19 protein-coding genes and 1 tRNA gene are annotated in these 19759 nt (G+C 63.0%); 12 read left to right on the top strand and 8 right to left on the bottom strand.

What is annotated here, in order from left to right; all coding sequences use genetic code 11:
* Nucleotides 1-3: 3 nt before the first annotated feature.
* From ACFQX9_RS04105 to ACFQX9_RS04095, 3 genes are all read right to left on the bottom strand, one after another.
* Entirely contained in the window at nucleotides 4-801 is a 798-nt protein-coding gene (locus ACFQX9_RS04105; RefSeq protein WP_368508952.1) for an acyl-CoA thioesterase domain-containing protein, read from the bottom strand.
* A gap of 200 nt (nucleotides 802-1001) precedes the next feature.
* Nucleotides 1002-2192, bottom strand: a complete 1191-nt coding sequence (gene queG, locus ACFQX9_RS04100) for a tRNA epoxyqueuosine(34) reductase QueG (protein WP_018455734.1) — start codon at nucleotides 2190-2192, stop codon at nucleotides 1002-1004.
* Nucleotides 2141-2833, bottom strand: a complete 693-nt coding sequence (locus ACFQX9_RS04095) for a glutathione S-transferase family protein (protein WP_377786717.1) — start codon at nucleotides 2831-2833, stop codon at nucleotides 2141-2143. Before ACFQX9_RS04095 ends, queG begins: the two co-directional genes overlap by 52 nt.
* 170 nt (nucleotides 2834-3003) lie before the next feature.
* On the opposite strand from ACFQX9_RS04095, the gene ACFQX9_RS04090 reads away from it, so the two are divergent.
* Nucleotides 3004-3810 carry an undecaprenyl-diphosphate phosphatase gene (locus ACFQX9_RS04090; protein WP_026233013.1) on the top strand — a complete coding sequence of 269 codons (807 nt, stop codon included), beginning with the start codon at nucleotides 3004-3006 and terminating at the stop codon, nucleotides 3808-3810.
* A 33-nt stretch (nucleotides 3811-3843) separates the two neighbouring features.
* Here ACFQX9_RS04090 and ACFQX9_RS04085 read toward each other — a convergent pair whose 3' ends face one another.
* Nucleotides 3844-4809 (bottom strand): complex I NDUFA9 subunit family protein, encoded by a 966-nt coding sequence (locus ACFQX9_RS04085; protein WP_377786715.1) that lies wholly within the window; start codon nucleotides 4807-4809, stop codon nucleotides 3844-3846.
* Nucleotides 4810-4972: 163 nt separating this feature from the next.
* Here ACFQX9_RS04085 and ACFQX9_RS04080 point away from each other — a divergent pair.
* Nucleotides 4973-5059: transfer RNA gene (locus ACFQX9_RS04080), tRNA-Leu, on the top strand.
* Nucleotides 5060-5360: 301 nt separating this feature from the next.
* On the opposite strand, the gene ACFQX9_RS04075 is transcribed toward ACFQX9_RS04080, so the two are convergent.
* The gene (locus ACFQX9_RS04075) at nucleotides 5361-5822 is read right to left on the bottom strand and encodes a lysozyme inhibitor LprI family protein (RefSeq protein WP_245288424.1); all 462 of its coding nucleotides are present in this window, start codon (nucleotides 5820-5822) and stop codon (nucleotides 5361-5363) included.
* A 799-nt stretch (nucleotides 5823-6621) separates the two neighbouring features.
* Between ACFQX9_RS04075 and ACFQX9_RS04070 the strand changes: the two genes are divergently transcribed.
* The 10 genes from ACFQX9_RS04070 to ACFQX9_RS04025 all read left to right on the top strand — a co-directional run bounded on the left by ACFQX9_RS04070 (nucleotide 6622) and on the right by ACFQX9_RS04025 (nucleotide 17466).
* Nucleotides 6622-8145, top strand: coding sequence for a hypothetical protein (locus ACFQX9_RS04070; protein ID WP_018455739.1), 1524 nt, complete (start codon nucleotides 6622-6624; stop codon nucleotides 8143-8145).
* 147 nt (nucleotides 8146-8292) lie between these two features.
* On the top strand, nucleotides 8293-8907 hold the full coding sequence (locus ACFQX9_RS04065) for a ribonuclease D (RefSeq protein ID WP_007598566.1): 615 nt from the start codon (nucleotides 8293-8295) through the stop codon (nucleotides 8905-8907).
* A gap of 144 nt (nucleotides 8908-9051) precedes the next feature.
* Nucleotides 9052-9780, top strand: coding sequence for an LPS export ABC transporter periplasmic protein LptC (gene lptC, locus ACFQX9_RS04060; RefSeq protein WP_368508947.1), 729 nt, complete (start codon nucleotides 9052-9054; stop codon nucleotides 9778-9780).
* A gap of 5 nt (nucleotides 9781-9785) precedes the next feature.
* Complete coding sequence (locus ACFQX9_RS04055) at nucleotides 9786-10496, top strand: LptA/OstA family protein (protein ID WP_085385578.1); 711 nt, start codon at nucleotides 9786-9788, stop codon at nucleotides 10494-10496.
* A 266-nt stretch (nucleotides 10497-10762) separates the two neighbouring features.
* A complete protein-coding gene (lptB, locus tag ACFQX9_RS04050; protein WP_018455742.1) occupies nucleotides 10763-11761 on the top strand; it encodes an LPS export ABC transporter ATP-binding protein in 999 nt (332 codons plus the stop codon).
* Nucleotides 11762-11851: 90 nt separating this feature from the next.
* Complete coding sequence (gene rpoN / locus ACFQX9_RS04045) at nucleotides 11852-13465, top strand: RNA polymerase factor sigma-54 (RefSeq protein WP_085349908.1); 1614 nt, start codon at nucleotides 11852-11854, stop codon at nucleotides 13463-13465.
* 81 nt (nucleotides 13466-13546) lie between these two features.
* The gene (hpf, locus tag ACFQX9_RS04040) at nucleotides 13547-14164 is read left to right on the top strand and encodes a ribosome hibernation-promoting factor, HPF/YfiA family (protein WP_026233016.1); all 618 of its coding nucleotides are present in this window, start codon (nucleotides 13547-13549) and stop codon (nucleotides 14162-14164) included.
* A gap of 237 nt (nucleotides 14165-14401) precedes the next feature.
* Nucleotides 14402-14863, top strand: coding sequence for a PTS IIA-like nitrogen regulatory protein PtsN (gene ptsN / locus ACFQX9_RS04035; RefSeq protein ID WP_018455745.1), 462 nt, complete (start codon nucleotides 14402-14404; stop codon nucleotides 14861-14863).
* A gap of 252 nt (nucleotides 14864-15115) precedes the next feature.
* Nucleotides 15116-16447, top strand: coding sequence for an O-antigen ligase family protein (locus ACFQX9_RS04030; protein WP_377786710.1), 1332 nt, complete (start codon nucleotides 15116-15118; stop codon nucleotides 16445-16447).
* Nucleotides 16444-17466 (top strand): glycoside hydrolase family 5 protein, encoded by a 1023-nt coding sequence (locus tag ACFQX9_RS04025; RefSeq protein WP_085349906.1) that lies wholly within the window; start codon nucleotides 16444-16446, stop codon nucleotides 17464-17466. Before ACFQX9_RS04030 ends, ACFQX9_RS04025 begins: the two co-directional genes overlap by 4 nt.
* A gap of 165 nt (nucleotides 17467-17631) precedes the next feature.
* Here the strand turns inward: ACFQX9_RS04025 and ACFQX9_RS04020 are convergent, their stop codons facing one another.
* The 3 genes from ACFQX9_RS04020 to ACFQX9_RS04010 all read right to left on the bottom strand — a co-directional run bounded on the left by ACFQX9_RS04020 (nucleotide 17632) and on the right by ACFQX9_RS04010 (nucleotide 19755).
* Nucleotides 17632-17904, bottom strand: a complete 273-nt coding sequence (locus tag ACFQX9_RS04020; RefSeq protein WP_007598581.1) for a DUF1150 domain-containing protein — start codon at nucleotides 17902-17904, stop codon at nucleotides 17632-17634.
* A gap of 51 nt (nucleotides 17905-17955) precedes the next feature.
* Nucleotides 17956-18381, bottom strand: coding sequence for an Hsp20 family protein (locus ACFQX9_RS04015; protein WP_007598583.1), 426 nt, complete (start codon nucleotides 18379-18381; stop codon nucleotides 17956-17958).
* Between the two features lie 294 nt (nucleotides 18382-18675).
* Complete coding sequence (locus ACFQX9_RS04010) at nucleotides 18676-19755, bottom strand: sn-glycerol-3-phosphate import ATP-binding protein UgpC (protein WP_204513026.1); 1080 nt, start codon at nucleotides 19753-19755, stop codon at nucleotides 18676-18678.
* Nucleotides 19756-19759: the final 4 nt, after the last annotated feature.

The following is a 19759-nucleotide window of genomic DNA, read 5'->3' as shown; positions in this document are numbered from 1 at the left end:
CACCTACCGCTTCGACGGATTTACCATCGGCTTGCGCTGCGCCAGCGCCGCGACAGTGGCGGTGCCGATCGGGCCCTGCTCGTCATAGAGCCAGCATTCGCCGATCGCCACACCGTCGGTGGCCTGGTGGTTCACCACCTCGAAGCCGATCCAGTTCGTCACCGGCAGGCGGTGCAGATAGATCGTGACGTCGCTGTTGATGTAGCCGAGCCCCTTGTCGCCGGCGTTCGCGAACGGACTGGCGAAGTCCGCGCCGGTGGCGACATGGACGAACGGCGTCATCGGCACGCCCGCGACCAGCTCGCGCACCTCGCTCATCCAGAGCTTTCGTGGCCCGAGCGAGCCCATGTGACCGACGATCGGTCGCGTGGTCCATTTGCCGTTCATGCCGAGCCTGGGATCGGTCGGCTTGGGAATGTCGGCCGGCTTCGGCACGTCCCAGTTCGGCGGCGACCAGACATTGCCGTCGGGATTCTGCGTTCGCCGTAACAGCTGGCACGAGGCGCGCGCCATGCCGATGCCGCCGGAAAAGAACTCTGCTTCCACGACGCGGATGCGCATCCCGTCGCGCACCAGCCGTGTCGTCACCTCGATCGGCTTGTCGATGGTGGGCAGCCGAAACATATCGACGGTCAGCCGCGCCGGCACGAATTCAGGACCGGAATGGCGCTCCTCGATGGCGAAGCCGAGCAGGCCGACGATGACGCGTCCGTGCAGCGATGTCGGATCCCACGGCCCATTGGCGACTTCCGTCGGGTGGAATGTGTCGCCGTCGCGGGTGAAGAAAGGCATGTTTGTCATGACGCGCGAGCTTGGAGGAACGTGCGGGGAAATCAAGATGCTCAATCCTCGTGGTGAGGAGGCGCGGAGCGCTCTTACCACAACAACGGTGTCATCGTCCGGCTTGACCGGGCGATCCAGTACTCCGCGGCGCTCGTGATTGAATCGATAGGCCGCGGCGTACTGGATGCCCCGGTCAAGCCGGGGCATGACACCGAGGATTAGGAAGCGAGCTCCCACTCCTCGCGCACGCCGTCATCACGCTCGCGCGCTATGGCGGTTGCTCTCATCGTTTCGAACTCATCCCGCGGCACCAACTGCCCCAGCGCCCATACCGCAGCCCCGCGTACCAGCGCGCTCTCATCCTCCAGCAATCGCCGCGCCTCGTCCGCCAGTGCCGCATCACCGGAGTTGCCGATCGCGATCAGCACGTTGCGCAAAAAGCGGTCGCGGCCGATGCGTTTCACCGGCGATTTGGTGAACAGCGCGCGAAACGCAGCGTCGTCGAGCCGTGCGAGCTCGGCAAGACCTGGCGCGCGCAAAGCGTCACGTGCGGCGAGCTTGGCCTCACGGCCCTCCTGCGCGAACTTGTTCCAGGGACAGGCGGCGAGGCAATCGTCGCAACCATAGATGCGGTTGCCGATGCTTTTACGAAATTCGCGCGGGATCGGGCCCTTGTTCTCGATGGTGAGATACGAGATGCAGCGCCGCGCATCGAGCCTGTAGGGCGCGGGAAAGGCCGCGGTCGGGCAGATGTCGAGGCACGCCCGGCACGAGCCGCAATGATCGATCTCGGCGTCGTCGCGCGGCAGTTCCAGCGTGGTGTAGATCGCGCCGAGAAACAGCCATGAGCCGAATTCGCGCGAGACCAGATTGGTATGCTTGCCCTGCCAGCCCAGATGCGCGGCTTGCGCCAGCGGTTTCTCCATCACGGCCGCAGTGTCGACGAATACTTTCACTTCGCAAGGCTTCACCTCACAAGTTGCGGTCGCGACCAGCCATCGCGCCAGTGCCTTCAGGCGCTTCTTGATGAGGTCGTGATAGTCGTCGCCCTGCGCATAGACCGAGATCGCCGCGCGCGTGCGCTGTTGCAGGATCGCGAGCGGATCCTGGTCGGGGCCGTAATTGACGCCGAGCATGATGACGCTGCGCACGTCCTGCCACAGCCCGCGGGGATCGACCCGGCGCTCCGGCTGCGCGGCGAGCCAGTCCATGTCGCCATGGCCGCCGGATGCGATGAATTCGAGAAAGTGTTTTCCGGCGCTTTCGATCGTGCCGGGCTCCGTAATGCCGATGCAGTCGAAGCCGAGCGCACGTGCTTCGTTTGCCAGCGCCGTCTTCAGTTCGGTCGGATCGGAGTTCAGAAGTCCAGGTCCACGTAGGTCCGCGACGCCGGCACGCCCGCCAGCCATTCGCTCAACAGCGGACGGAACGACGGGCGGGATTTCACCCGTGCGTACCAGGCCTTTGCCGCGTCGTCCTCGCTCCATGGCACGTCGCCCAGATAGTCGATCGCCGAGAGGTGCGCCGCGGCGGCGAGATCCGCGTAGGTGAGCCGGTCGCCGGCGAGGAAATTACGCGTCTGCGCCAGCCAGCCGATATAGGCCAGATGATAGCGCACGTTTGCCTTGGCGGCGCGCATCACGTCGGCCGAGGGCGGGCCCCCGCCGTTGTCCTCGCTCATGAAGCGCTTGTAGATGCGCTCGGTGACGAGCGGGTGGGAGACTTCCTCGAAAAACTTTTCGTTGAACCAGGCCATCAGCCGGCGGACCTCGACGCGCTCGCCGATCGTGTCCGGCATCAGGCGCTTAAGTCCCATCTCAGAGCCATAGGCCTCGTCGACATATTCGGCGACGATCGCCGCGCCCGGGATCGGCGGCTGCTCGTCGTCCACCAGGACGGGCGTCGTGCCCGCCGCATTGAGCAGCAGAAATGCTTCGCGCCGCTCCCAGCTGCGCTCTTCGATCAGCTTCAGCTCAAACCCGTATTCTCCCGCGATCAGGCGGATGAACCGCGAATGCGGACAGAACGGATGATGAAACAGCGTAAACATGAAGCCTTTGACTATGTGATGGTGCTTAAGAATCCATCAATGTTTTGTGCGGCGCCACACTAGTCATTCAAAACCGCGAAGCAAGGGCGCGACGCCGCATTTTGCGATTGCAGCAAGGGAGCGGATGGGCGAGAAGAGCCCCGCTTTTCCAGCCGAAATGGACCGTAAATATGTCAGATGCAATACGGGCAGTGATCCTCGGCATCATCGAGGGTGTGACCGAGTTCCTTCCCGTGTCCTCGACCGGCCATTTGCTGCTTGCTGAGCGCTTTTTCCATCTCGGCGAAGGCGCGTTCTGGGATTCGTTTACGGTCCTGATCCAGCTCGGCGCGATCCTCGCGATCGTCGTGTTGTACTTCAAGAAATTGTGGGACGTCGCGATCGGGATGTTCACGGGTGACGTCTATGCACGCCGCTTCGTGATCGGCGTGCTGGTGGCGTTCCTTCCCGCCGTCATCGTCGGTCTCGTCGGCGGCAAATACATCAAGAGTCTGCTGTTCAATCCCTGGGTGGTGTGCTTCTCGCTGATCGTCGGCGGCGCCATCCTGCTCTGGGTCGACAAGCTCGATCTCAAGGCGCGCGAGCATGACGCCACCCGGTTTCCGCTGCTGATGTATCTTTACATCGGTATCGCGCAGTGTCTGGCGATGATCCCGGGCGTGTCGCGCTCCGGCGCAACCATTGTCTCCGCCATGCTGCTCGGGGCCGATAAGCGCGCGGCGGCGGAGTTCTCGTTCTTCCTCGCCATTCCCACCATGATCGGCGCGTTCGCCTACGATTTCTACAAGAACCGCTCCGAGATGACGATGGACCACATGGGCATCGTCGCGATCGGCTTCGTGGTGTCGTTCGTCACCGCCATCATCGTGGTGAAGACGTTCCTGGAATACGTCACCCGCCACGGCTTCGTGGTGTTCGCCTGGTGGCGCGTGATCGTCGGCACCCTCGGCCTGATCGCGCTGGCACTGGGGCGGTAACCCCGAACTTCAAACAATTGACTGCGGGGATGGTTACGCGCTCTTGCGCTGGAATTGCCCGGCGGCGCGGAAACGCCAGAGATATTGCGGGGCGATCGCTTCAAGCGAGTCGGGCGCGATGCCGAGGCCTTCCAGCGTTAGCCCAGCGGCCTTCGCCGCGTCCGACACGACATTGTCGCGCGCGAGCAGCGTGACCTGGTCCGGCGTCAGCTTCAGCGCGCCCGGCGCGAATTGCAGGAAGTTGGCCTTGAAGCGGGCGAGGCCAAACGGCAGCGGCATCAGCATCGGCTTGCGATCGGCAATCGCGAGAATGGCCTCGATGATCTCGCGCATGGTCAGGACTTCCGGGCCGCCGAGCTCGTAGGTCGCGCCCGCCTTGGCCTTGCCGTCGACGGCATCCGCGACCGCGGTGGCGACGTCGCCGACATAGACCGGCTGCATCTTCGTGTCGCCGCCGATCAGCGGCAGCACCGGCGACATCCGCGCCAGCGCCGCGAAGCGGTTGGTGAATCGGTCCTCGGGGCCGAACATCACGGAGGGGCGGAAGATCGTCGCCGACGGCACCGCGGCCAGGACCGCGGCTTCTCCGGCCGCCTTGGCCCTGGCATAGCGCGAGGGCGATTCCGCGTCGGCGCCGATCGCCGAGACATGGATCAGCTGTGCCCCCGCGGCCGCGGCCGCCTTGGCGATGGTCTCGGCGCCCTTGGCCTGGACGGCATCAAAACTCTGCGCGCCACCCTCGGCGAGGATGCCGACCAGATTGATCACGATCTGCGAATCACGCAGTGCCGCCTCAATCGAGGCCGGATAACGGACATTCGCCTGCACGGTGTGGACCTGCCCGACCTTGCCGGAGGGCTGGAGGTACCCGGCCAGCTCCGGCCGCCGCACCGCGACCCGGACCCGGTAGTCGCGCCGGCACAGCGCGCGGACGACATTCCGGCCCAAAAACCCCGATCCGCCGAAAACCGTGACGAGCGTGTCCAGATTCGATGCCATGGGATCCATTCCTGGGGTCCATATCCTGCGGGAAGAGTGCGTCTCGTCAGGCTTGTATCGGGCCGGTTTGCGATGCGCAATCCGCATCCCGAAGCGGGGTTCAAGCATGAATTGACAACCGCGTCACCGAACCGTAGTAACCGCCTCCGTGCCTAACCGGCATGCCCAGGTGGTGGAATTGGTAGACGCGCTGGCTTCAGGTGCCAGTGGCTTAACGGCCGTGAAGGTTCGAGTCCTTTCCTGGGCACCATCTCCTACTCAAGCGATTGAAATCGCTTTTGCAGGGAATTTGAGCTGCTGACCGGTACACAAAACCGAGGCACGGCGCTCATGGCGTACCGAATGGCCTACATCGCTCGTCGGGTCGGCTCGGATCGCAGGCGATCTGGAGGCGGCTGGCTTCAGTCGCTCAGGGAAGCGCTACGCGCCGACAGCCGTTGCCCGGATACCAGGTGAGCTATGAACGACGTCCACCGCGCTCGCGGCCGAAGCCGTCATCGCTATGTGGGAAAAGGTCGGCAAAGCTGATGACCCCAAGCGCCTAAGAGGTCTCAATGCTCGTTGACCGCGGCGCCGAGCTTGATCAGGCTCAGCGAGCGGTTCGCGGTCTCGCGCAGGCGGCAGTAGCTCGCGCTGCCCCGGTACATGCCGGGATCGACCTTGTCGAAGACCGCGCAGAAGCCATCACGCGACGCGGCGAAAGTTTTCTGCGAGTCATTGACCGCCTTGATCGCGTCGGCGAACCCGCCGGCCTGAACCTTCTTTAGCGCCTCATTGGTTTTCTGCGTCCAAATGGCGAGTTCGCGCGCCGCGCAGGCTTTCCATTTGGCGACATCGTCATTCGCGCCCTCTGCCGCTTTGATGCAGGGGTCGGCGACGAGCCCAACGCACGCGCCGCCGAAACCGCCGGTTTTCTCCGCGGTCTTCAGGCAGCCATCGATCACCGCAAGTTCGGCTGGCGCGATGCCTTGGGCGAAAGCCATCGATGCGATCGGGAGGCTTGCGGCGAGCATCGCGACGGCAAGTTTGAGCTTCATTGGAGATCTCCGTTCGACGCATCGAAAATATGGAACAGAACACCACTGCGAGCGCATGAAGCTCAGCGAGACGGTAGACCGGCGGCTGTGGCGGAAGGGCCGGACGGCGAGTGCGAAGGGAAAACGAGGGGGTATGCGGCTTCGGCTACGCCCTCTCCAATCAATGCCTTTGATGTGCCTTGACCTGACTTACGGGATTTTCGACCAATAGGTGATACATGCAACTTTGGTCATGGAAGGCCCAGCGTTGGTTCACCTGAATGTGGAACAGGAGCTACGCTGACGAATAATGACGGCGGGACCGCTTAAGGCACGCACTGGCGATCTCCACGCTGCGCGGTCGCGGTCTCGCGGGCCTCCATTTGGACAACTGAAGGTGACGATCGAGTCTTTTCCTGGGCACCACACCCAACCCAAGTCGTTGAATCGCTCCCGCCGGTGACACCACCTCCGCCCCCGAAGCCGGTGACTGCGCCGCCGCCGCTGCCGAAACCGGTAGCTGAAGCGATTTCGGGCATTTTCCAGCAATGCCATTAATAACAGCTCGGGGATGAGACGATGCAGGTCCGCTTCGAAGATTTCCAAGTGTAAACAGCTGCTTGGGAGACCTCGGAAGCCCGCCGTTGAGCGGAATTTCATTCCGCCAATCCCCCCTCGGTTGCATCGTCCGAATTTACCCCGCTTTAGACAAACTAGCTCTTAGTCAGCGGGCAGGCTCGCATCCGGCCGTCGGCGAGCGCGGAGCCATCGGGCTCGCTTTATCGTGGGGGAAGCGGTGGATCAGCATCAGGTCTGGCACGAGCCGGCATTCGACAAGGCTGCGAACGCGATCAGCCCGTTTCTCCTGAGATCGGGAATTTATCTGTTCCTGATCTCGTTCATCTGCCTGTTCTACGTCTTGAACGCGCCGCTTCTGCTCGGCCATTACGATCTGGGCTGGCATCTGGCGGCCGGAGATATCATCCGGGAGCGCAACGCCATCCCGCTCCACGACCCCTGGTCGTTCACCCACGGCGACAAGCCATGGCTCAATCTGTCCTGGCTCTGGGACGCGCTTGCCAGTGCGACGTTTCAATACGCAGGCTTTGGCAGCCTCGTCCTGCTGACGGTGGCCTGCGGCGCAGCGATCGTCGGCATCCTGACCGCGATCTCTCTCGGCTACGGCGCGTCGGCGATCGCGGTCTGCGTCTCGGTCTTCTTGGCCTGCCTGCTCTATCCCGCTTACGAAGCTTCGCCGAACATGTATCTCGCGGTCTCGCCGAATACATGCACGATGTTGTTCTGCGTCGTCTTCTATCGCGAATGCCTGCGACGAACGCGATGGTTCGTGCTTCCCGTGTTGATGGTGCTCTGGGCCAATCTGCATGGCGGTTTTCTGCTCGGCTTTTTCGTGATCGGCGTCTTCTGCGGCGGCGCCGTGCTCAGAGGGGCCTGGGCCGAGCTCCGGATCCTTGCTCTCGCGGGGATCGGGTGCCTTGCCGCGACCTCCATCAATCCGCTCGGCTGGAATATCTATGCCGGTGCCGCCGCGACGATGGGGCACTTCGTCCAGGGCAATATCGGCGAATGGCTGTCCTACTATCACAACATGGAAATGCCGGGCAGCATTCCCGGCATCCTGTACATGCTGGCCTTCGTCGCGCTCGAGCTTCGCTACAGAAACTCCAGACCGATCCCGCTCGAGCCGAGATTGATGTCCTGGCTGTTTCTGATTCTGGGACTGTATCAGTTCAGGTACATCGCTTTCTTCTTCATTTTCTCGACCGCGCCGATGGCGCTTCACCTCAGCCGCTTGCTGCCTGAGCGTCTCACCGGTCGGGACGTGAGGGGAGCGTTGCTGGCCGCCGGCATCGTCGGTCTCGGCACCCTGCCGATGGCCTATTTGAACGTTGCACCGGCGCTCGCACTTCCGCCGATGCTGTCGAGTGAAGATGCCGGCTATCTGCGAAAGCATCTCGCAGGTCGGCGGGTCCTGAACAATTGGAACGTCGGCGGCTACCTGATCTTCGCGACGCACGGCACCGTCCCCCCATTCGTCGACGGTCGCGCCGCGACCGCCTATCCGGACGATTTGCTGCGCGACTATTTCAAGCTGGTGAGCTGGGAGATCGACGAAGCCGCGTGGGACATGGTGCTCGACAAATACCGGATCGACGCCGTGCTGTGGGTCAAGGCGCACGAACAGCTGCGGCGATTTCTGGTGGAGCGGCGAGGCTGGCGCGAGCAATACACCGGCGCTTACGAGACCGTTTACGTCAGGCCGCAATCCGGTTTCGCCGGCGAAGCCAAAAGACAATGACGACCAGCGCCGCGGCTCTGTATGACCAGCCGCGCCTGATGCTTGCGCCGGCGGCTGCCAGCGGATACATCGCGGCCGGCCCTCGCCAGCGTCTGTGCCGGGGATTAGCCTGCAAAGCGCACCGATTCGATTGAGGTTTGAAACGCCATGACCGTACGCCTGCACCGCGGCGACCTGCCCGATCTGTCCCGCTATACCGGAGCGGTGGCGATCGACACCGAGACCATGGGCCTGAACCCGCATCGCGACCGGCTCTGCGTGGTGCAGCTCTCACCCGGCGACGGCAGCGCGGACGTGGTGCAGATCCCCAAAGGTCATACCGACGCGCCGAACTTGAAGGCGCTTTTGGCCAATCCCGCGAACACGAAAATCTTCCACTTTGCGCGGTTCGACGTCGCGGTGCTGTACCAGACGTTTGGTGTCATGACCGGGCCGATCTACTGCACCAAGATCGCCTCCCGCCTGATCCGCACCTATACCGACCGCCATGGCCTCAAGGACCTCGTGCGCGAGGTGCTCAATGTCGACCTCTCCAAGCAGCAGCAATCGAGCGATTGGGGTTCCGACAGCCTGACCGAGCCGCAGCTCGCCTACGCCGCCTCCGACGTGCTGCATCTGCACGGCTTGCGCGAGCGGCTCGATGCCATGCTGGCGCGGGAAGGCCGCACGGCGCTGGCCAAAGCCTGTTTCGACTTCCTGCCGACCCGCGCTTTGCTCGATCTCCAGGGCTGGGCCGAAGAGGACATTTTCGCGCATTCCTAGAGTTTAGCGCGGCGGCCAAGCTGGGCGGTCGCCCCGTTTCAGACACTTTCGTAACGGCCTGTCGCGGGCTGCATATTTTGGCGTTGCCGGCTACAATGGGGCGCCCGCCAGCCGGACCAGGCGAGCGACACCTCAGGAGCCCAGGTGAATTCGGCCCACAATGTCACCTACGACGCCGCGCTCGCGGCGAAGTTCGCCAGCGCGGCGCGCCACAGCCGCCTGGTGCGGATTCTGCGCATCGCGGTGCCGACGACAGTGGCCGCGACCATGGGTCTGCTCGTCCTCATCTCGACCATTTTCAACCCGTTCCAGATCCCCGTGAAGCTCGACTCCGGAAATCTCGTGGTCACTGGCACGAAGATCACGATGGAATCGCCGCACATGTCCGGCTTCACGCCGGACCAGCGGCCCTACGAGCTCTGGGCCAAGACCGCGACCCAGGACATCACCGATCCCGATCATGTCGATCTCCATGATTTGCGCGCGAAGGTGCTGATGGAAGACCAATCGACCCTGTTCCTCGATGCCCGCACTGGACGGTTCGACAACAAGCAGCAGCAGCTCGACCTGCACAAGGACATCTTCCTGCGCACCTCGACCGGCTACGAGGCGCGGCTGAACTCGGCCTTCGTCGACATGGGCAAGGGCACGGTCTCCTCGGACGAGCATGTCGACGTCAAGCTGACCAACGGAACGCTGACGGCCGATCGGCTGCGGATCACGGAAGGCGGCGACGTCATCCGCTTCGAAGGGAATGTGGTGATGCACCTCGACAAGCTGGACGATCCTGCCGCCGCTCAGCCCGCGCCGACTGAACCCGCGCCGGCTGCGAAGACACGTACGCCCCAGAACAAGTCCGCCAATTCAAAGTGATTTTCATGATCAGGTTTTTTCCGCGCAACGACGGCAAGCGGCGCGTCATCCCGGGTGCGGCCGCGCTCGCCGTCGGCATCGCACTGGTCGCAACGGGTGCGGCGATCGCGCAGAGCACGATGCAAGGCGTGCCCAACGCGATGCAGGGCTTCTCGCAGAACCGCGATCAGCCGATCCAGATCGAGGCCGCCTCGCTCGAGATGCGCGACAAGAAGAAGGAAGCGACGTTTTCCGGCAATGTGAAGGTCATTCAGGGCGACACCACCATGACCTCGAAGACGCTGGTGGTGTTTTACGATTCGGGCGGCGACAAGCCGGCCGCGCCGCAGCCTGCGGCAAAGGCGGCAAAGGGGGCGCCGATGCAGTCGGCGACGCCGGGACCGGGCGGCAACTCCTCGATCAAGCGACTGGAGGCGCGCGGCAATGTCGTCGTCACCCAGAAGGACCAGGTGGTCACGGGCGAGACCGCCGTGTTCGACACCCGCACCAACCTCATCACCATGCTCGGGGGCGTCGTCTTGACGCAGTGCAAGAACGTGCTGCGCGGCGACCGGCTGGCGGTCGACATGACCACGGGCGTGTCGCGTGTGGAATCCGATAGCGGCCGGGTGCAGGCGCTGCTGCCGCAGGGCGGCGGCAATGATTGCGGATCCGGAGGCGCGGGCAAGCCCGGCGCGGGACCTCTGCAATTGCCTGGCGCAACTAAACCCAAATAAGTCAGCGTAGACCCAAGCCCGTCAAAGTAAATTTGAAGAATGATTTCAGACGCTTGGGTCGATCATCGCCGATCCGAGGTTGAAGCTTGCGTGCCGAGACTGTATCTAGCGCGAAGGGCTTTCGAAGCGGGGTTCGCCGCTTTTCGGGCGTGTTTCACTGGGCATGAGACATCCCTTCATTCATGCTGCGTCGGCGAATCCTGAAGCCGGCGTGGCAGATCGCGCGAAGACCGCGCAGGATCGTCGCGAAAGGCTAGAAGGCGGGGATGGTCGATCTCTTCAGCATGTTCCGTCGGCGCCCCGCCAAACGCGGCCGGCCAGGATTTGCGCGCCAGGACATCACCGCGCTCGCTGACAGCGTCGGCGGCCTCGTGGCCAGCCCTGTCAGGGACGCGCCGCCGATCGCCCGTAACCAGCCGATGCACGCACCCGATCAGTTCCAAGGGGACTATCAAGCCGAGCAGCCCCGGGCCCAGGCGGTTCATCCCGTGAGGGCTGCCGGCAGGCCCAACGGTTCCGGCGGGCCTCAGCTCTTGAAGCGGCCGGGCTTCCTGGCTGTGCATAGCGTGGAAAAGAGTTTTGGCAGCCGCCAGGTCGTGCGCGGCGTCAGCATCTATGTGCGCCGTGGCGAAGCGGTCGGCCTGCTCGGCCCCAACGGCGCCGGCAAGACCACCGTGTTCTACATGATCACCGGCCTGATCAAGGCCGATCGCGGCGCGATCGAGCTCGACGGCCACGACGTCACCAAGCTGCCGATGTATCAGCGCGCGCGGCTCGGGATCGGCTATCTGCCGCAGGAGGCCTCGATCTTCCGCGGTCTCACCGTCGAGCAGAACATCCGCGCCGTGCTCGAAGTGGTCGAGCCGTCGCGCAAGAAGCGCGAGCAGCAGCTCGACTCGCTGCTCGACGAATTCAACATCACGCGCCTAAGGAAATCGCCGTCGATTGCGTTGTCCGGCGGTGAGCGGCGCCGCGTCGAGATCGCGCGTGCGCTGGCGACGCGTCCGAACTACATGCTGCTCGACGAGCCCTTTGCCGGCATCGATCCGATCGCGGTCGGCGACATCCAGGACCTCGTTCGCCATCTCACCAACCGCGGCATCGGCGTGCTGATCACCGACCACAATGTGCGCGAGACGCTCGGCCTCACCGATCGCGCCTACATCGTCTATGCCGGTGAGATCCTGACCGAGGGGAGCCCGGATGAGATCGTCGCCGATCCGGACGTGCGCCGCCTTTACCTTGGCGAGGAATTCCGCCTCTAGCCCGTTTTTCCAATTCGTCAAGACGTGTACATCGGGCTTGGACTAGGATAAGCAAAAATCGGACCAACTTTTGGGATCGGTTCTTGCTTCATGGCGCTTTCGCAGAGATTAGAGTTCCGGCAATCGCAGTCGCTGGTCATGACGCCGCAGTTGATGCAGGCGATCAAGCTGCTGCAATTGTCCAATCTCGATCTCACGACCTTCGTCGAAGAGGAACTCGAGCGTAATCCCCTGCTGGAACGGGCCAATGACGAGCCGCCCGCGGGCGAGGGCCCGGCCGAGACCGGCCAGTTCAATGACAGCGACGGCGGCCACAACGACGAGCCGGGCGGCGGCCCGGGCGAAGCCTTCGAGCCCGGCCAGGAAGAGTGGATGAGCAAGGATCTCGGCACCCGCGCCGAGATCGAGCAGACCATGGACACCGGGCTGGACAACGTCTTCTCCGAGGAACCGGCCGAGGCGGCCGCGCGCAACGCCCAGGATGCGGCGCCGACCACCTACACCGAATGGGGCGGCGGCGCCTCCGGTGACGAGGACTACAATCTCGAAGCCTTTGTCGCCGCGGAGACCACGCTCGGCGACCATCTCGCCGAGCAGCTCTCGGTTGCCTTCACCGGGGCCGCGCAGCGCATGATCGGCCAGTATCTGATCGACCTCGTCGACGAAGCCGGCTATCTGCCGCCGGATCTCGGCCAGGCCGCCGAACGGCTGGGCGCATCGCAACAGGACGTCGAGAATGTTCTTGCCGTACTGCAGAAATTCGATCCGCCCGGCGTCTGCGCGCGCAATTTGAGCGAATGCCTGGCGATCCAGCTCCGCGAGCTCGACCGCTACGATCCCGCGATGCAGGCCCTGGTCGAGCATCTCGACCTCCTCGCCAAGCGCGACATCGGAGCCTTGCGCAAGGTCTGCGGCGTCGACGATGAGGACATCGCCGACATGATCGGCGAGATCCGCCGGCTCAATCCCAAGCCCGGCATGAAGTTCGGCACGGCCCGGCTCCAGACCATGGTGCCCGATGTCTATGTCCGCCCGGGACCCGATGGCGGCTGGCATGTCGAGCTCAACAGCGACACCTTGCCGCGCGTGCTGGTCAACCAGACCTACTATTCGCAGCTCTCGAAGAAGATCGGCAAGGACGGCGACAAATCGTATTTCACCGATGCGCTTCAGAACGCGACCTGGCTGGTGCGTGCGCTCGACCAGCGCGCCCGCACCATCCTGAAAGTCGCAACCGAAATCGTGCGCCAGCAGGACGGCTTCTTCACCCATGGTGTGGCGCATCTGCGACCGCTGAATCTGAAGGCCGTCGCCGACGCCATTCAGATGCATGAATCCACGGTGTCGCGCGTCACCGCCAACAAATACATGGCGACCAATCGCGGCACGTTTGAGCTGAAATATTTCTTCACGGCCTCGATTGCCTCGGCCGATGGCGGCGAGGCTCATTCGGCCGAAGCCGTGCGCCACCACATCAAGCAGCTGATCGATGCGGAGGCGCCCTCCGCGATCCTGTCCGACGACACCATCGTGGAACGCTTGCGCGGCTCGGGCATTGATATCGCCCGCCGCACGGTCGCGAAGTACCGCGAAGCCATGCGCATTCCTTCCTCGGTGCAACGCCGTCGCGACAAGCAGAGCGCTCTTGGTAACGTCGTCTCCACCGCCATGGCCGATCGCTCCCGCAATCCCGAACCGGCCTGATTGCGCCGGCGCGAAATCGCGCTACTCTCGATCTGCTATCGGGCCCAAATCCAGGCCAGGCACGAACCAAGTGAGGTTCACATGACTCTCCGCATCTCGGGAAAGAGCGTCAACGTCGGCGAGGCCCTGCGCGGCCGCGTCAACGACCGGACTGAAGAGGTCCTGCGCAAATATTTCGACGGCAATTACTCTGGTCACATCACGCTGAGCAAGGACGGCTTCGGCTTCCGCACCGACTGTGCGCTGCATCTTGATTCGGGAATCACGCTCGAGGCCGATTCCAACGCACCGGACGCCTATGCCAGTGCCGACCAGGCGCTGGTGATGATCGAGAAGCGGCTCAAGCGCTACAAGAGCCGGCTCAAGGATCGCTCCGCCCGCAAGGCCCATGTCGCCTCCGCGGCGCTGGCCGCGATGGATGCCACCAGCTACGTGCTGGAGGCACCGGGCGAGGGTGAGGATGAGGACGAGATCACCGGCTACAGCCCCGTCATCATCGCCGAGGCCACCACCTCGCTGAAGCCGCTGTCCGTGAGCGAAGCGGTCATGGAACTCGACCTCAGCGGGGCGCCCTGCCTGGTGTTTCAGCACGGCTCCTCCGGCCGGGTGAACATCATTTACCGCCGGGCCGACGGCAATGTCGGCTGGATAGACCCCCCGGGGGTCAAGACGGACGGCAAGGTGGGTGGCAAGGCGTGAGGCCGTCGGGCGACGCTCTGGGGGCCCCGCGCCGGGGCCCCTTTCCGCCTTAACAATGACCGGGGCAAAGCTGCACGCGGGAGTTGGCACCGGGATTGCGTTGGAGTAGAAGCCCCCCACATCGGGGGCGAGCTAAGTCCGCCTCCTGCTTCATCTTCTTGACGTCGGCCCGCCTGGTTCTTTGTCCAGGTTGGCCAATTCGGAACCTGACGTTTTCATTCACCTCGGAAAACTTCCATGCCGATTACCGATCTGGTCGCGCCCGAGGCGATTCTCCCGGCATTGAAGGTCAACAGCAAGAAGCAGGCGCTTCAGGAACTCGCGGCCAAGGCCGCCGAGTTGACCGGGCAGAACGAGCGTTCCGTGTTCGAGGTACTCCTGCAACGCGAGAAGCTCGGCACCACTGCGGTCGGCTACGGCGTCGCCATTCCCCACGGCAAGCTGCCCAAGCTGGAAAAGATCTTCGGCATGTTCGCCCGCCTCGATCGCCCGATCGATTTCGAATCGATGGACGGCCAGCCGGTCGATCTCGTCTTCCTGCTGCTCGCCCCCGAAGGCGCCGGTGCCGATCACCTCAAGGCGCTGGCCCGCATCGCCCGCCTGCTCCGCGACCAGGACATCGCCAAGAAGCTCCGCGCCTCGCGCGATGCCCAGGCGATCTATTCGGTGCTCGCGCTGCCGCCGGCGACCGCGGCGTAACTCCCCTCCTTCTTGCAGGATAAGGCCCGATCGATTCTGGCACCTGGATTACGCGGCGCGCAGCAATCTCGTCATGCTCATCTTGATCTCGAAGGTAGAAGACGCGAATATCTTCCCGTATGAGACGTAGGGCATATGGGGCGGCCCTCACATCGTTAAGGGCCGTTCGCCGTTATGGACTGAGTGCACGTGACTGGGAATGGAAGGGCGCCGCTGCACATCGGTGCCGGGGCGGAAGAGCGGCCCGCGGCCGTGCTTCAGGGCGGTCAGCTTGGCGCCGGACTGCATACCGCAGCGGACTCCGATGCATATGAAAGCGCGATCTGGAAAGCGCCAAGCGCCGGCGTGGAACGGCTGGCCAGAAACGTGATCCGCAGCTCGATCACCCTCAACGTGATCGCATCAATGGGTGTTCTTCACCCCGCATTACTACCTTCAGAGTGGAGCTATGTGCAGCAGGCGGTCGCGCTGCTGATGTGGATCGTCTCGATCTATGCCAGTGTCTTCGTACGGCCGCGGGTCCGGATCCAGCCCAATCCAGATCTCATCGCGTTGGTCACATTTTATGCCCTCGCGGCCATTTCCGTTCTCTGGACCACGCTTTCCATCGCAGCGATCATGAAGAGCGTTGCACTTGTGGTGACGACTTTCGGTGCGTATTGCCTCATCACGCGTATCGACATCGACGAGATCGTCGGATCCACGGCGCTCGGGCTGTTCGTTCTGGTCGCCGCCTCGGCGTTGTGCGCCGTCTTCGTGCCCGAGATCGGCGTCGACCAGAGCTGGATGCACAACGGCCAGTGGCAAGGAATCTACGAATCGAAGCAGACGCTCGGCTTTATCAGCGCATATCTGATGTTCTTTGCCTGTTATCAGAAGATCACGGGGCAGGGATGGATTGCATTCCTCGTGTCGCTTGTTCTGGCATCGACCTGCGTCATCGCCTCGGAGTCGCGTGGTGCCGGCGCTGTCGCATTCGCGGCGGGCGGGCTGCTCGTGACTTCCATGTGGTCGATCCGCTGCATGAAAATCTATGCGGTGTTGCCATTCATCATGTGCATCCTGGCCGCTCTGCTGATGCTGTATTTTTACGTGACGGGGTACGATTCCATCCATCTCGGCGAGGCGACCGTCGATTTGACCGAGCGGACCTTCATTTGGCAGTACGCCATCGGCCATTTCAACGATGCGCCGCTGCTGGGCTTCGGCATCAACGGATTCTGGACGCGCCCCGCGATCTACGACTATTTCAACCAGAATCATGGCTGGGTGCTCGACAATTATCATAGCGGTTACATCGCGGTCGCGATTGAAACTGGATTTCTGGGATATTTGCTGTTCGTCACGAGCGTTTATCTGTTCTCGGAAAAGGTCCTCTATTTGATCGCCACCCGGTCGATCGATCGGTATCACTGCGCGCTGATCATCGGCTTCGTCGTCCTGAGCTTTCAATCGAACTTCACGGAGACGATGTTTCTTCGCTCGACAATGTTCACGTCGGTGCTGCTCGTCGCATTCTCCTTCGCAGTGTGCAGGCCGGTGCCCCAGCAGGGGCCTGCAGCGATGACGGGGCAAACAGGATGAATGCCATCCGCGTCCGCTGGACGATAGCCTTTCGTCTTGTCTTGGCACTATCCGTGCTTCCGATCTGCTTCCGGACCGAGGCAGCCGGACAGGCCAACACGCCCCCTGCTCCAAAATTGGGGCGCGGCATCAACATCCTCGGCTACGACGGCGTCTGGGAGGGAGGCCGAAACGCGCCATTTCGTCTGGACAACCTCACTGCGATCAGACGCGCCGGGTTCTCGCACGTTCGGATCAATTTCTTCGGCTTTAAATTCATGAATCCGGAGAAGGTAATGGATGAAGTCGTCTTGAGGCGGCTCGATGGCGTCATCGAGGAAGTGCTCGCCCGAAATCTCATCCCCATCCTGGACGAGCACGATACCCATGTTTGTCAGCGCGACATCTCCGAGTGCACAGACAAGCTGAAATCGTTCTGGACCCAAATCGCCGCGCGCTATGCCGGGAAATATCCAGCACTTGTCTTCGAGGTCCTCAACGAGCCGGGCGGGCAGATGTCGTCCACCGGCTGGAACGGCCTTCTGAACGAGTGCCTCAGCATCATCCGCGCCACCAATCCCCGGCGGACGGTCATCGCTTCGGTTCTCAACGTCGACGAGATGCCGGTCGAGGACCTGGTCCTGCCGTCGGATGACCGGAATCTGATCGTCACGTTTCACTATTACGCGCCGATCCGTTTCACCCATCAGGGCGCACCGTGGTCGCCCACATTCTCGCGAATCGGCCCGCTCGACTGGGGTACCCCGGAGGATAAACAGAAGGCCCGCGCCGATTTCGAGAAGATTCGGTCCTGGTCCCAAAGAGAAAAGCGCCCGATCTATCTCGGCGAGTTCGGCGTGTACGAGGCCGCTCCAGCCGAAGCACGGACCAGATATCTGTCATTCGTGGCGCGGAGCGCAGAGCGGCTTGGCTGGGCTTGGGCCTATTGGCAGTTCGATCATGATTTCGCGGCCTTCGACAGCGCGCGTCAAGCCTGGAAGCCGGACATCCTGCGGGCACTGCTTCCGGCCGGGCGTTGAGGTGCATCCGGGACGCGAGCCATCGCCGCACACTGCGTCATTGCGAGCGAGCGAAGCAATCCAAAATCTTGCCACGGAAAGATTCTGGATCCCCCAAAGCAAACGGGCACGCCTTCCTGCGAAGGCATGCCCGCTTGAAACCCTATTCGTGCGACGCGCGCGTGCTCAGTGCACGCTCACCGCTTGCAGCTCGTTGCTCCAGGCGTTGGCGATCGCGGCTTCGCGGCTGTCGGTCAGCATGATCGGCGTGCCGTCGGCGGCGTGGAGCGCGAAGAGCTTGAGGCCCGGCGCGATCTTCGGCGCTTCGGGAAACAGGCCCGGCACATCCTCAGAGCGGATCTGCTTCACATAGGCGATATGGCCTTCGCCGAGGGTTGCCAGCGTCTCCGGCGAGACGTTCTTGGCTTCGTATTCGAACGCAACGTGACCTTCACTCATGGTCTCGACTCCTCTCTCGAAACTAAGCGGTCGAGTCCGCTACTCGTTCCATTATTCGTGCTCATTGATAGCGATTGTCTTAACGATCCTCTCCGGTTCCGGCCGGGCAAGATCGATCGCCAGCAATCCGTTCTTCAGATCCGCACCCAGCACCAGCATCCCCTCCGCCAGCACGAAAGTGCGCTGGAAGTGGCGCGCGGCGATGCCGCGATGGATGTATTGCCGGGTCTTGTCGTCCTGCTGCCGCCCGCGAATGACGAGCTGGTTTTCCTCAATGGTTACATCGAGTTGGTCGCGGGTGAATCCGGCGACCGCCAGCGTGATCCGCAGACGCTCGGGCTGGCCCTCCGACCGGTCGCACCTCTCGATATTGTAGGGAGGGTAACCGTCGGCGCCTTTGACGACCCGATCGAGCACGCGCTCGATCTCGTCGAAGCCCAGAAGGAAGGGACTGGAAAGCGTGGGAACACGAGACATAGTTTACAAAGTCCTCTCGAAGCGACTTTGGTGCATCAGGGCCCGTACAGGCACCCCTTGATCAGCAATATGGGCATATCCGCGTGTGGGTTCAAGGACGTAGCCGGGGCTGTGGACTGGCAGCTCACCCGCTCTGCCATGCACAAAAGCTGACTTGTCGCCATGGCGCGAAACGCCTGCCACAAGCCGGCCCGACGAAATTGCGGTGTGATTTTTCTCAACAAAAACAAACCCCCTTCTACTGTGCATGGGGTTGTTTTCGCGTTTTTTAATCGACGGCCCAGCGGAACCCGGTCAGGCCTCGATCCGCGTCCGCCCATCGCCGCTGAACAGATGCAGCTTTTGGCGCATTGCTGCGACGCGGATCTTCTCGCCGATCGGCGGCGCCTCTGAGCCGGGAATGCGGACGATGACCTCGCCGGGCGGCAGTTCGCCGGGGTTGGCGGCGATGCGCTGCTCGTCCTGGGCCCGCGTGCCGTAAACGAAGGTTTCGGCGCCGACGCGCTCGATCGCTTCCACGGTGAGCGGAAGGGCGACGCCGCCGGCCGGGGTCTGGTCGGTGATGACGAAATCCTCCGGGCGAATGCCGAGGATGCCGGCGTCGGTGCTGCCGAGCTGCGACTTGATCTCGTCGGCGCGAATCGACATCAGATTCATCGGTGGCGCGCCGATGAAGGAGGCGACGAAGGTCGTCGCCGGCTTCTCGTAGATCGCCAAGGGATTGCCGACCTGCTCGACCTGGCCGCCATTCATCACCACGAGAATGTCGGCGAGCGTCATCGCCTCCAGCTGGTCGTGGGTGACGTAGATCGAGGTGGTGTTGAGCCGGCGCTGCAATTTGCGGATCTCGACCCGCATCGCGATGCGGAGTTTGGCGTCAAGATTGGAGAGCGGCTCGTCGAACAGGAACACCTTCGGCTGGCGCACGATGGCGCGGCCCATGGCGACGCGCTGGCGCTGGCCGCCGGAGAGCTGGCGCGGCTTGCGCTCCAGCATCGAGGTGAGCTCGAGCACGCGCGCGGCTTCGTCGACGCGGGTCTTGACCTCGGCCTCTTTCATGCCGCGGTTGCGCAGGCCGTAGGCCATGTTGTTGAACACGCTCATATGCGGATAGAGCGCGTAGTTCTGGAACACCATCGCGATGTCGCGGTCGGCGGGCTCGATCTGGTTGACGATGCGGCCGCCGATGTCGATCTCGCCGCCGGTGACGGTTTCGAGGCCCGCGACCATGCGCAGCAATGTCGACTTGCCGCAGCCGGAGGGCCCGACCAGCACGCAGAACTGACCGTCGCCGACATCGACGTTGACGCCCTTGATGGCCTCGAAGCCGCCGGGATAGGTTTTGCGGACGTTGCGCAGGGTGACGTTAGCCATGGGA

Origin of the sequence: Bradyrhizobium sp. GCM10028915 (assembly GCF_042666195.1) — a bacterium.
Taxonomy (GTDB): Bacteria; Pseudomonadota; Alphaproteobacteria; order Rhizobiales; family Xanthobacteraceae; genus Bradyrhizobium; species Bradyrhizobium canariense_D.
Note: the sequence above shows the minus strand (reverse complement) of the source record. Positions and strands in the feature narration are given on the sequence as shown.